Origin of the sequence: Robertmurraya sp. (genome assembly GCF_036676585.1) — a bacterium.
GTDB lineage: Bacteria > Bacillota > Bacilli > Bacillales > Cytobacillaceae > Robertmurraya_A.
The window spans coordinates 1-12135 of record NZ_JAKFCQ010000077.1; the positions used below are offsets into that span (position 1 = coordinate 1).

General features: G+C 38.2%; 11 protein-coding genes. 2 read left to right on the top strand and 9 right to left on the bottom strand.

All coding sequences use genetic code 11. The features are described from left to right. Positions 1 to 812: 812 nt before the first annotated feature. Together nikE and nikD are read right to left on the bottom strand one after the other, a co-directional pair. Entirely contained in the window at positions 813 to 1631 is an 819-nt protein-coding gene (gene nikE, locus ACGLXV_RS10940; protein WP_391558610.1) for a nickel import ATP-binding protein NikE, read from the bottom strand. Positions 1632 to 1662: 31 nt separating this feature from the next. Further along, positions 1663 to 2493, bottom strand: coding sequence for a nickel import ATP-binding protein NikD (gene nikD / locus ACGLXV_RS10945; RefSeq protein ID WP_391558611.1), 831 nt, complete (start codon positions 2491 to 2493; stop codon positions 1663 to 1665). 165 nt (positions 2494 to 2658) lie between these two features. Here nikD and tnpB point away from each other — a divergent pair, with 165 nt between their 5' ends. After that, positions 2659 to 3780 (top strand): IS200/IS605 family element RNA-guided endonuclease TnpB, encoded by a 1122-nt coding sequence (tnpB, locus tag ACGLXV_RS10950; RefSeq protein ID WP_391558612.1) that lies wholly within the window; start codon positions 2659 to 2661, stop codon positions 3778 to 3780. Positions 3781 to 3856: 76 nt separating this feature from the next. Here the strand turns inward: tnpB and nikC are convergent, their stop codons facing one another. The 4 genes from nikC to ACGLXV_RS10970 all read right to left on the bottom strand — a co-directional run bounded on the left by nikC (position 3857) and on the right by ACGLXV_RS10970 (position 8023). After that, the gene (gene nikC, locus ACGLXV_RS10955) at positions 3857 to 4690 is read right to left on the bottom strand and encodes a nickel ABC transporter permease subunit NikC (RefSeq protein WP_391558613.1); all 834 of its coding nucleotides are present in this window, start codon (positions 4688 to 4690) and stop codon (positions 3857 to 3859) included. Next, positions 4687 to 5631 (bottom strand): nickel ABC transporter permease subunit NikB, encoded by a 945-nt coding sequence (gene nikB, locus ACGLXV_RS10960; RefSeq protein ID WP_391558614.1) that lies wholly within the window; start codon positions 5629 to 5631, stop codon positions 4687 to 4689. The genes nikC and nikB overlap by 4 nt, the downstream gene beginning before the upstream one ends. Before the next feature lie 21 nt (positions 5632 to 5652). Then, positions 5653 to 7275 (bottom strand): nickel ABC transporter substrate-binding protein, encoded by a 1623-nt coding sequence (gene nikA, locus ACGLXV_RS10965; RefSeq protein WP_391558615.1) that lies wholly within the window; start codon positions 7273 to 7275, stop codon positions 5653 to 5655. Between the two features lie 175 nt (positions 7276 to 7450). Continuing rightward, positions 7451 to 8023, bottom strand: a complete 573-nt coding sequence (locus tag ACGLXV_RS10970; protein ID WP_391558616.1) for a helix-turn-helix domain-containing protein — start codon at positions 8021 to 8023, stop codon at positions 7451 to 7453. Between the two features lie 239 nt (positions 8024 to 8262). Between ACGLXV_RS10970 and ACGLXV_RS10975 the strand changes: the two genes are divergently transcribed. Then, positions 8263 to 9453, top strand: a complete 1191-nt coding sequence (locus ACGLXV_RS10975; protein ID WP_391558618.1) for an aminotransferase-like domain-containing protein — start codon at positions 8263 to 8265, stop codon at positions 9451 to 9453. 509 nt (positions 9454 to 9962) lie between these two features. Here ACGLXV_RS10975 and ACGLXV_RS10980 read toward each other — a convergent pair. The 3 genes from ACGLXV_RS10980 to ACGLXV_RS10990 all read right to left on the bottom strand — a co-directional run bounded on the left by ACGLXV_RS10980 (position 9963) and on the right by ACGLXV_RS10990 (position 11688). Continuing rightward, the gene (locus tag ACGLXV_RS10980) at positions 9963 to 10376 is read right to left on the bottom strand and encodes an NUDIX hydrolase (RefSeq protein ID WP_391558619.1); all 414 of its coding nucleotides are present in this window, start codon (positions 10374 to 10376) and stop codon (positions 9963 to 9965) included. A 93-nt stretch (positions 10377 to 10469) separates the two neighbouring features. Further along, positions 10470 to 10907 carry a hypothetical protein gene (locus ACGLXV_RS10985; protein WP_391558620.1) on the bottom strand — a complete coding sequence of 146 codons (438 nt, stop codon included), beginning with the start codon at positions 10905 to 10907 and terminating at the stop codon, positions 10470 to 10472. Between the two features lie 241 nt (positions 10908 to 11148). Next, positions 11149 to 11688, bottom strand: a complete 540-nt coding sequence (locus tag ACGLXV_RS10990; protein WP_391558621.1) for a DUF6143 family protein — start codon at positions 11686 to 11688, stop codon at positions 11149 to 11151. Positions 11689 to 12135 lie beyond the last annotated feature (447 nt).

Consider the following 12135-nt stretch of genomic DNA (forward strand, 5'->3'; position numbering starts at 1 on the left):
GGTAAACGGTACCTTATGATTGAAGTGGAAGAAGATACGGTGATTGAAGGATTTACGATGATTCCAGAGGCTTTTGGTGGGAGTCAAGGGGAATAATAAATTAAAAGAATCTCAGCTAGATATTGGTGTATAAAAATAAAACGATACTAAAAGTAGCGTGAGAATACTCACGCTTCTTTTCTTTTAAACAAAGGAATATTCAAGTTCTTTTAGTATAATTGGCAGTTGAAGGGACATACTTTTTTACAATGACAATACTCGAGTACAGTTAATGTCATTTAGACTATCATTTTAAAAACTCTTAAACCATTAAGATTAATGCATCGCACTCGGCCTCTAAAGGAAATACCCTTCTAGTTCTGTCCGAATCACAATTGCAGTCGGACTTCCAAAGGCAATTCTCTGCTTGGCCTGTCCGAATCACTCCCGTATTCGGACTTTCAAAGGCAACACCCTGCCTGGCCTGTCCGAATCACTCCTGCATTCGGACTTCCAAAGGCAATTCTCTGCTCGGCCTGTCCGAATCACACCCGCATTCGGACTTTCAAAGGCAATTCCCTGCTTGGCCTGTCCGAATCACACCCGCATTCGGACTTTCAAAGGCAATTCCCTGCTTGGACTGTCCGAATCACACCCGCATTCGGACTTCCAAAGGCAATTCCCTGCTTGGACTGTCTGAATCAATCCTGCTTTCGGACTATCAAAGGCAATTCCTTTCCAGGCCTGTCCGAATTACTCGGACTATCAATGATTATTTCTTACTATTCCTAAAATCCACATTAAATCGTTCTATTCTTAACTTTTTGTTTAAATTACACCCTATTCTCCCACGTCCTAATCGTACGAAAGCGTGGATGTTCAGAAAGGACAGAATCTCTTAAGCGTTTCACTACAGGGTGCTTGGAAGCAAAGAATTCGTCTTTTGAATCGTAGAGCTCTAGCAACTCACCTTTTTCAAGCATGCCTATTTGATCCGAAATGAAAAAAGCTGCTTTAATATCATGTGTGATAAAAAGATACGCTAAGCCGTAGTCATCCTTTAAGTCGCTTAATAATTGTAAGATTAAGCTTTGCGTGACCATGTCTAAACTGCTTACGGATTCGTCAAGAACAATCAACCTCGGTTTCAGAGCGATGGCCCGAGCAATATTAATCCTTTGCAATTGTCCACCACTAAATTGATGTGGGTATTTTTTTAAATCCTTTTCACTTAAGCCTACTCTTTCCAATAGTTCAATCACGTTTTTTCTTTGTTCCTCTATGGTTAGTTTTTCATAGTTTTCTAATGGCTCACTGATTATCGATTCAGCTGTCATCCGAGGATTTACCGATGAATAGGAATCTTGAAAAACTACTTGGAGATCTCGACGAATTTTTTGTCTAGTGTGTTTATCGGCCATGTATATATCATGTCCTTGAAACAAAACCTGACCTTGATCTGGACGTTGAATTCCAAGAATGACTCTCCCTAACGTACTTTTACCAGCTCCACTAGTACCTATTAAGCCTAAACAGGTTCCTTCCTGAATATTAAAGGAAATATCCTTTAGAACTTTTGGTTGATCCTTGCCTTTAAAAAGTCTTTTCGAATGAAAGCCTAGATTTACTTGCTTTACCTGTAATAAGCTCATTGGTTTCACCTCCTGGAATTTCAAGCAGTATTCACAACGTATAAGTATAAGGTTGTTTTTCAGAATATAAGGTAGGCCTTGTCCTTAATAGCTTCTTCGTGTATTCATGTTGTGGGTTATCAAATAATTCTAGCACATTGGCCGTTTCTACTATTTTCCCATGTTTCATCACGATGACATGATCAGCCATTTCCGAAATCACTCCAAGATCATGAGAAATAAGTAAGATAGATGTTCCATGTTCCACACGAATTTTTTCTAACAGACGAAGAACTAATAATTGGCTGTGAAGATCAAGTGCTGTAGTCGGCTCATCTGCAATGATAACAGACGGTTTTAAACATGCTGCCATGGCAATCATCACTCTTTGGAGCATGCCTCCACTTAGTTGAAAAGGGTAGTATTTTAATAATTTCTCCGGCTCTGGCAAATTGACACTTTCCATCACATTAACCGCGAGCTCTCTAGCATCCTTTTTATTCAATGAAGTGTGAGCCTGAATGGTTTCTATAAATTGATAACCAATTGTAAAAACAGGAGTAAAAGCATTCATCGGATTTTGCATAATAAAAGCAATATCCTTCCCTCTTATTTTCCGCATATCTTTGTTACTTAAGCCATTTAATTCCCTGCCTTGTAGAGTAATGCTCCCCGAAATGTCCATGTTCTTTCGATCGTGTAGCTGTAAAATAGACATACTTGTCACGGTTTTTCCACTACCGCTCTCCCCAACAAGACCAAGGATTTCCCCTTTTTTTACTCCAAAATTAATATCCTGGACAAGCTTAGAAAAACCTTCTTTCGTTCTTACTTCCACTCGTAAGTCTCGTACATTTAAAATGTTTCGCCCTTTTGTTTCCATTCATCAACAGTCCTTTTTTATTATTTCCCGACAAAAGACTCCCTCTTCAATCGTGTGAAGGGCGAAGCCCAACGATAAGGGGGAGATGAATGACGGTTGGCGATAGCCAAAATTTCCTCTCTGTGTTAAAATAAGAACATACATTCTGGTAGGAGGTGAGGTGAAATGCTTGTCAATAAAGCGTATAAATTTCGTATCTACCTAAACAAAGAACAGGGAATTCTCATCGCCAAAACCATCGGATGTTCTCGATTTGTATTCAATCATTTTTTGGCACAATGGAACGATGCGTATAAAGAAACAGGAAGAGGGCTGACCTATAACACCTGTTCAGCAAAATTGACTCAGTTGAAAAAGGAACTACCCTGGCTAAGAGAGGTTGATAGCATTTCTCTACAATCCTCACTTAAGAACCTTGCTGATTCATTCACTCGTTTTTTCAAAAAGCAAAATGATGCCCCTCGTTTTAAGTCTAAGAGAAATAACGTCCAATCCTACACGACTAAACAGACAAACGGAAATATTGCTATTGAGGGTAATAAAATTAAATTTCCTAAGCTCGGAAGGATCCGTTTTGCCAAAAGTCGAGAAGTGGAAGGACGCATATTAAATGCTACCATTAGGCGTAACCCCTCGGGTAAATACTTCGTGTCGATCCTTGCAGAAGTTGACGTACAGCCATTTGAACAAACAGGTTTTTCAGTTGGTGTGGATCTCGGACTAAAAGACTTTGCTATTTTAAATACGGGTGAAGTGTTTTCTAATCCTAAATGGTTTCGTAAGCTTGAAGAGACATTAGCTAAGGCTCAACGCATCCTTTCGCGAAGAAAAAAGGGTTCTTCGAACTGGAATAAGCAGCGCATAAAAGTTGCCAAGATCCACGAGCGCATTTCCTTTGCGAGAGCCGACTACTTACAAAAAATCTCAACAAATATCATCAAAAACCACGATGTTATAGGAATTGAAGATTTGCAAGTAGCAAAAATGCTAAAAAATCACAACTTAGCGAAAGCCATTAGCGAAGTCTCTTGGTCACAATTTAGAACGATGTTAGAGTACAAAGCAAAATGGTACAGAAAACAAGTAGTAGTTGTATCCAAAACCTTTGCTAGTTCTCAACTATGTTCGTGTTGCGGCTATCAAAATAAAGACGTTAAGAACCTCAATTTGCGTGAATGGACGTGCATTTCGTGCGGATCGCATCACCAAAGAGATATTAATGCAGGACAAAATCTAAAAAATGAAGCCATAAGGCTTTTAACCGTAGGAACTACGGGGTTAGCCTAATGAATTAGGGTGCGATAGAACCCCGTACTTAGGAATCCCCCACTTCAAGGAACGTTAGCGAGTAGGTGGGGGTAGTTCAATAGCGACGTTTAACCCCATATCGTTCTGATAGTGCTTCGCCTAATAAGTTAAAGGTAACAACCACTATCATAATCATCAAACCTGGGTAAAGCATCAAAGCTGGATTCGTTCTGATATATGACTTTCCTTCTAGAATCATAGCCCCCCACTCTGGTGTAGGAGGTTGGACCCCTAATCCTAAAAAGGACATCGATGACAGATTCATAATTGCCCAACCCATTTCTAATGTTCCCATTACCGCTAAAGAAGGAATGACATTCGGGATAATATGTTTTTTCATAATGGTCCATGTGGAGGAACCACTGATTTTAGCTGCCGTAATATAATTCTGTTCTTTTAGGCTTAGAACCATGCCTCGGATGACCCTTGCGTAATAAACCCATTGTACGAATATCAATCCTAAAATGACTTGTTTTAGACCCGCTCCCCATATACCAACAAAACCAATAACAAGCAATAGACTTGGAATCGCCATTAAGCCATCACCAAATCTCATGAGTAACTGATCCACCCAACCACCTTTATACCCTGCTATGATCCCAATAATTAATCCGATACTCAAAGCCGAAATGAAAATGAGCATAGCAAAACCGAGAGAGATGCGAGCACCATAAAGAATACGGGAAAATGTACATCGGCCTAAATGGTCTGTTCCTAATGGGTAATCCCATGAAGGTTGCTGAAGTTTGTGAGCTAAATTCACCGCAATAGGGTCATTTGGTGCAAGCCAAGGAGCTAAGAGCGTAATCATAAATAATCCGAACAATATAAAAGAAGAAATAACAATCACTTTTTGGCTTTTTAATTGATATTGAAGCTTTGCAATCATTGATATTGCCTTCCTTTTCTAGAAATACGTGGGTCAATATACATTTGGACCAGGTCGACAATTAAGTTGCTTATAAGGAAAACACCCGCAGCCAATAATACATAGGCTTGAATAACAGGAACATCACGGTTAAAAATGGCATCAATAAAAAACCGTCCAAAACCTGGCCATGAAAAGACGGCCTCTACAATGATCGCCCCAGTTAATAAGTTTCCTATATTCATTCCTAGTCCCGTAATCATTGGAGAGATAGCCATTCTTAATACATGCTTTCCCATGATCATTTTTTCATGAAACCCTCTCGTTCTAGCAAAAAGCACATAAGACTCTTGTAAATTTTCTAGAACACTTGCACGTAACAGTCTGGTATATAAAGCAATTAAAGGGAATGCCAAAGTGACTGAAGGTAAAATCAAATGTTTCCACGTTCCCGTACCTTCTACAGGGAAAAGGTCCAATTTAACAGAAAAGAAAAAAATAAATAAATATCCAAGCCAAAAAGATGGGATGGATGCTCCAATAAAAGAGAGGAATCGACTAAAATGGTCCATTCCACTGTTTTTCTTTATACCTGCTAAAAAGCCTAAAGGTACACTTACTAAAATAGCGATCAAAAGGCTCCCTATCGTTAACTGAATCGTCGCTGGCAATCGAGAGGAAATCTCTTCCCAAACAGGCTTATTCGTAACATAAGATATGCCAAAATCAAATTGGCATATCTTAATGATGGTGTTTACATATTGAATAAGGAGAGGTTGATCTAGGCCGAACTCATGTCTTTTTTGTTCTAACATCTCATCTGTTGCCTGGATATGCGCTGTAGCAAAGTAAGCCTCTGCTGGGTCTACTGGTGATAGATTGATCATTCCAAATGTTACTAAAGTGGCTATAAGAAAAATTGGAACAATGGTGATGATTCGTTTCAAGACATAAGTCCCCATAATACCTCCTCCTGTTGTTTATTATTTTACACTAATTCCTGTAAATGGATGTTCATCTCGGTTCGCAGGGAATGTAAAATCAGAAACATCTTTTTGATAAATAGCTATTTTCTTAATATACGAAATAGGTACGATTGCACCTTGCTCTTGCAATGAGCCTAAAATTTCTGTATAAAGTTGTTGTCGTTCTGTTTCATCTGTTGTTTTTGTTACCTGAGCAATCTGGTTAAGTATCTCTTCCTTATTAGGATAAGCTGAAATCGCTTCGTTAAATCCAAATCCTTCTGTAGCAACGACGTTTACAAAAGTATGCGGGTCATATGGTGCCCCATAGTTACTAAAGAAGTTCATTTCAAACTCATTCGCTTTAAATCTTTCTACTTGAGTGGTAAGCTCAACTCCAACAATATTTAGCTTTACACCTAATCCTGCCCATTCTGATTGCAAGGTTTCAGCCATTGTTTTTTGAATCGACTCAGCTGAGTTATACATTAACTCTATTTCTAGTGGTTGACCATCTTTTTCACGAACCGTTTTTCCTTTTGGCAACTTCCAGCCGGCTTCATCTAATAATTGCACTGCTTTTTCAACATCATAATCAACCTTGGTTGCAGCCACCTCTGAAGTGTAAGGGAGGTTTGTCGGTAAGATATAGTCTGCCTTCTCTTCTAAGCCAGATGTCACTCCCTCAACTAAAGCTTCCTTATTAAATCCATAGTGTAAAGCTTGACGGACACGTTCATCTGATAGTTGTTCTTTATTCGTATTCATCACAAGCTGCCTAGTAGCAACTGGTTCAGATATGCTGGTTTCATAAGAACCAGTAGATTCTAACTGATTAAAAGAATCTATACTGATAACCCCCTCACCATAAAGAAGGTCTAAATCTCCTTTTTCAAAGGCAAGTACGCGCGTTTCTGCATCAGGGACAACTTTAACCTTAATTTGCTCAACACTTGGGACTTCTCCCCAATAATTTTCGTTACGTGTGAAAATAGCGTATTCATCGACTTTATATTCTTCCAATACCCATGGACCTGTCCCAACTGGCTTTTCTACACCTTTAGAAGTGTCACCATCCTCAGGGAAACCTGCTTCTCCAAGGAAACGTACAGGGCGTACAACAGCTAACTCCTGAATAGTAGGGTAATAGGGTTCTGTTAATGTTAATTTAAACGTATGCTCGTCAACAACCTCTGTTTGAGCAATCTTTGAAATAAATCCTAACCAACTGTGTAAATCGACATTATTAAGTATAGCATCAAAGTTCTTTTTCACAATCTCTGCATTAAAACTCGTGCCATCCGAAAATTTGACATCTTGACGTAAATGGAACACATATTCTTTCCCATCCGCAGAGATATCCCAAGACTCTGCTAAATGTGGTTTTAGCTCTCCACCATCACCATAGCTTACTAAAGGCTCATATACCATCGATGTAGAAAATAATTGTGATGGATTATACATATGCGGATTCAGTTCACCTATATCTCTTGGCCAAGCGAAAGTAATCACATTTCCATCTTCACCTGTCGTCCCCTCATTTTCTACTGAATCATTTGAACAACCAAGTAATGCTATAGATAAAATAAGAATGATCACTGACATAATTAAAACTGGTTTCTTTGTTATGCGGTTTAACATACTATTTGCTCCTCCTAAGTTGATAATGATAACTATTATCAATAGTAGGGTTGGAACGACTCATTGTCAATACAATTTGGAATTGTCACAAAGTATTCTTATACTTCCTCTAAATTATTGGTGATTTAGGTAGGTTTTAAGCTAGGCCTCCGCTTTAATAATCAATTTATACCAATTAAATTTGCACTTGGCTACGAGAGTAATAAATTGCCATATTTATTTCGCATAACTTGTCCGAAGCATTTTCATAGATTTGAGAAATATCCGTCGTAAAGGAGACAGAATCCCCCTGATCAATCGTAAAAGGTTCTTCCTCTCCAATTTTTACAGTTAAACTTCCGGAAAGGACAGTAATAGACTTCAGTGTACCCGCTCCACTTTGTTCAGAAAAATGCTTACACCCAGGTAACAAACGAACTCTATACAGTTCAAATGGAATACCAGGAGATGAAAATGTGTTATACACTTCAAATAAATCATCATCATCCGTAAAAAAAGGTTGTTCCTCTACTTTATTAATTTTAATTGAGGGATTCGTCGTTAAGAAAGAAGCAAAAGGAATCTGAAGTCCTGCTGCAATTTTCCAAAGAGTCGAAACAGTAGGGTTAGAGGTGCCACGCTCAATTTGTCCAATCATCGGTTTACTAACACCTGTTAACTCAGCCAAATCTTCTAACGTCAAATGACGCTGTTGCCGGAAATACCGCAGCCTTTCCCCAATTTGGACAGTTAATAAATCTTTATCCATTTCCTTTTGCTCCTTCATTTCAGTTCGCAATATGTTATTATAATATTTTTATCACTAGTCAGAAAATTGTCAATACACAGACCCTTTATTAAGAGTATTTATTTAATTTTTCTAAATATTTTAAAAAAATCGTTGCGCAACCTGGATGTTATATTGTACTATTTATAACAATATATTATATGCCGATTTAATTTTACTTTAATCAACTAACAGACTATTAATAGAAGGAAGCGACCACCATGCATTATTCATTTGCACCCCAAACTAAAAACTATGCATCATCTGCAGTTAGAGATATTCTTAAGGTTACTCAACAAGGACACGTGATCTCCTTTGCTGGTGGATTACCAGCAGAAGATATCTTTCCTATTGAACAAGTAAAAATTGCCTACGAGAAAGTATTTGCTTCAGGAAATTCTTCTTTGCAATATGGGTTAACAGAAGGATTTGTTCCGCTTAGAGAAGCCATTAAAGCAAAGATGGCGGATAGAGGAATTTCATCTACTGTTGACAATATTCTCGTAACAACAGGCTCTCAGCAAGCCATTGACTTGTTCTCACGGATCATGCTGACTCCCGGAGATGTTATCCTTACAGAGGATCCAACCTACTTAGCTGCTCTCCAGGTTTTTAGATCTTACGGGGCAAATGTCATTTCCGTTAGCAGCGATGAAGACGGGATGTTACCTGAAGATTTAAAAGAGAAATTGCAAACATGGAGTCCTAAATTTGTTTATGTCATTCCAACCTTTGCTAATCCGGACGGGAAGGTCTGGAGCGATGAGAGACGTCGAAAGTTGCTAAGCCTTTGCCAAGAATATAATGTCCTTATTTTAGAGGACGATCCATATGGGGATATTCAATTTCATCCAGAGGAACGATATTGTCCAGTAGCCTCCTTTGACTATGATCATAGCCATGTAATCTATACGAGTACATTTTCAAAGTCTGTGGTTCCTGCGTTACGAACAGGCTGGGTAACTGGACCATCGGAAGTCATCAATATGATGGTACAAGCGAAGCAGATGAATGATTTACATTCCAGTTCGATCGACCAGCAGGCTCTCTATTATTTATTACGTGATTTCAACCTTGCTTCCCATATCGATTTAATAAGAAGTGTCTACTATGAACGCATGACGATCATGAGAGATTATTTAAATAAATTAGGGCCAGATTTATTCAAATGGAAGGAACCAAAAGGCGGAATGTTTATTTGGGTAGAAGGGAATGAGCTTTTAAACACAACCGCTTTATTAAACCAAGCAGTGGAAAAAGGAGTTGCCTTTGTTCCAGGTGCACCATTCTACGTGAATGAACCAAAGAACAACACATTCAGACTAAACTTTAGCCATTCAACCCCTGAAACCATTGAACTCGGAATGGATCGGTTGATCAGTGTTTTATTGAAGCCTGAGGTAGTAAAGTAATTTAAATATAACCACTCCCTACCTTTGATTAAAGGGTTCCATTTTCGGGTGCTTTCTTATTTTAAAAGACACAAGAAAAGACGTATGAATTTGACATACGTCTTTTCTTTATTTATCGATAATAGCTACTGATTCCCACATCTAGGTTCAAGAGGGTTCGCACTTATCGGTTGGGGGATCAGATTAAGCACCCCAGCTGATAAATAGTCGGAGAAATTCCGCTTAATTAGTAATTATTATTAAAAAAGGCTTAAATAGACGGAGAGATTCCGCCTATTGGCTCGAAAAATGCCAAAATGGGAGATTTTGCTTTGCATAAGCGGAAAAGCTCCCCTTATTTACCCCGAAACAAGCTCCATTCTGCATCTAACCGAAAAAACTCCGCTTATTTTCCTTGTGCTGGTTACTCGATTAAGGATAAGACATCTTATTTAAAAGGGAGTGAGTTTTATCTCAAAAATCCAAGAGAACCTCATTTTGATGCAATAGGAAGTGGTTATTTCTTTTGTTCAAAGCAAAGAGAAAACATGATTTCTCTCGAAGTCACGAATAATGTCTAACGGCAAATATGTCTTTAGTTGATCTTTTGTTACCCACCGGTGATCACTGTGTTCACTTGAAAGAACCACCTCTTGGTTACTGCTAGTGCACAAGTAGGTTAATATAACCACCTGCCTTGTGGGGTTTGTTTTAAATGTAGTTGCATACAGGATATGTTTGACGTTGACATCTAAACCCACTTCCTCTTTGATTTCCCTCACCAACGCATCCTCTAATCCCTCTCCAAAATCTATTTTTCCTCCGACACACTCCCAGGTTCCTCCACCGACCTCATCGTCCTCTGACCTTTTTACAATTAGTACTCTCCCCTCATTTATAATTACACCTTTTACGGCAATGACCATTTTAGTTGTGTTATTCATTTAAGTAACCTTCCTATTCTAGGATATTTCGTTCAATCTCTATATTCCACCTGAGTTGACTCTGATTTCTTCATAAATGATATGTATGTACTTCTAATCTACCAAAACAATATTTCCTACATACTGGACAAATCCACTGTCAGTATGAAGGTTCACCTCAATTACATATTCACCTGTTTCTTCTGGGAAATAAAAGGAACGGTCTTGTAGTTCTAAATCTATCTTTTGATCACTCTGCCACACCGAAACACTTAACTTATTAACAGCAAAATCTTCACTGTCTAGGGATATTTCTTCCTTTTGTCCAGCCGCAATAAAGGTTTGTTTTTGCTTTTTCGCCAAAGATAGGATATCTTCCGTTTCTTTTTTATACTCCTTATCCGAATGCCAATCTATATTTGCTTCTTCTAGTATGATATTGCTACTAAAAAGGGTAACTGAAGGTGGAGTAAAGTCATACTCCTCCCCTATACAACCTGTTAAAGAAAACATGATGATGACTCCGATAAATATTTTTAAGAGTACTTTCAAAAGTCTCCCCTCCTCTTCATATCCTAAAAATATTTTAGTTTTTTCCCAAGTGCCTCTATGATTCTACCACTTCTTTTCATTACCATATTTTACTATAATTTCGGGAGTTGTAGTCCTTCTTTCTGCATAAATGGTTCAAGAAACTTTTGGTTATCAAATATATTTTGTACAAAGGGATATGTACGGTTCTCAAACTTCTTTATTTTGTATAAAGAACTTTAGAACCTTTTTGTATTTTTATTTATTCCCTTTTATTTTTTTCAAACCAGCCGAACGCAACTTCTGCCTGAATGATTTCATTATTTGGTGAAACTAAAAAAATTATAAATGACCCGCCCGGTGGAAAGATAAATTTCCCATCTTCATCACTGGTTAAAGTACTTTGCGCGGGGACAATCCGTCTAAATGCCATTACCCCTCTTCTTGGAAATTCTTCAACAAATTCAGCGGATGCGATTTTTACTTGGGGCTTTGGAAGCGGCGAAAGGGCTGTGTTTGCGGGCGTCACATTATTCGATATCATTAGCTTCCCAGGAGGAATGGGATTAAACCAAATTTCAGCTTCAAAAGGTTGATTGGAATGATTGGTTATGGTAAATGCATTTACAAATAAATTGACATCAGATTTAAACGGGTTAATCAAGCCTCCCCACGCATTTTTTCCTTTTCCGAAACGAATGTGTTCTGTTTGTCCAACAAAATATCTCCCCTGTAAGGATTGATACAAAGGGTTAGGTATGTTAACAGCTTTACTAAAATGGTCATTATTGAATGATGACATAATAAAACTTCACTCCTTTCTAAAGTTTATTTAAATTGATAGCGACAAGGAGGACACGCTCTGCATTAGCTGTTGTCGTCAGGTGTGCATATCACATTGCAATTGCCAGCATCATCACAGACTATGTCACAATGAATGACTCGTAAATCAGAACCAAAGCAGACTAATGAGCAAAAAGGACCTACACAAACTAATTGGCAATTGTCCGGTATGTCTCTTATAGGGATAATTTGTACTTTTGAGAGCGAACAGGGTTGTACGATTGGATTAAAAATTTGATGGGAACAACAGCACTTCTCTTTCTTCTTTTTCTTCTTTGACATTACCCTTTCACCTCCTTCATAACATGTTATTCATGAAGGGGGACAAGAGTATGGATGTTTATCGAGAAATTAAGAAAATGTACAGGAAGGTAAGTGGAAGTATTTTTATACATACAGAAGCTTG

Excerpts from the sequence above, each read along its gene's own strand:
- nikE (WP_391558610.1), bottom strand. The coding sequence starts at position 1,631 with ATGAGCTTATTACAGGTAAAGCAAGTAAATCTAGGCTTTCATTCGAAA.
- nikD (WP_391558611.1), bottom strand. The coding sequence starts at position 2,493 with ATGGAAACAAAAGGGCGAAACATTTTAAATGTACGAGACTTACGAGTG.
- tnpB (WP_391558612.1), top strand. The coding sequence starts at position 2,659 with ATGCTTGTCAATAAAGCGTATAAATTTCGTATCTACCTAAACAAAGAA.
- nikC (WP_391558613.1), bottom strand. The coding sequence starts at position 4,690 with ATGATTGCAAAGCTTCAATATCAATTAAAAAGCCAAAAAGTGATTGTT.
- nikB (WP_391558614.1), bottom strand. The coding sequence starts at position 5,631 with ATGGGGACTTATGTCTTGAAACGAATCATCACCATTGTTCCAATTTTT.
- nikA (WP_391558615.1), bottom strand. The coding sequence starts at position 7,275 with ATGTTAAACCGCATAACAAAGAAACCAGTTTTAATTATGTCAGTGATC.
- ACGLXV_RS10970 (WP_391558616.1), bottom strand. The coding sequence starts at position 8,023 with ATGGATAAAGATTTATTAACTGTCCAAATTGGGGAAAGGCTGCGGTAT.
- ACGLXV_RS10975 (WP_391558618.1), top strand. The coding sequence starts at position 8,263 with ATGCATTATTCATTTGCACCCCAAACTAAAAACTATGCATCATCTGCA.
- ACGLXV_RS10980 (WP_391558619.1), bottom strand. The coding sequence starts at position 10,376 with ATGAATAACACAACTAAAATGGTCATTGCCGTAAAAGGTGTAATTATA.
- ACGLXV_RS10990 (WP_391558621.1), bottom strand. The coding sequence starts at position 11,688 with ATGTCATCATTCAATAATGACCATTTTAGTAAAGCTGTTAACATACCT.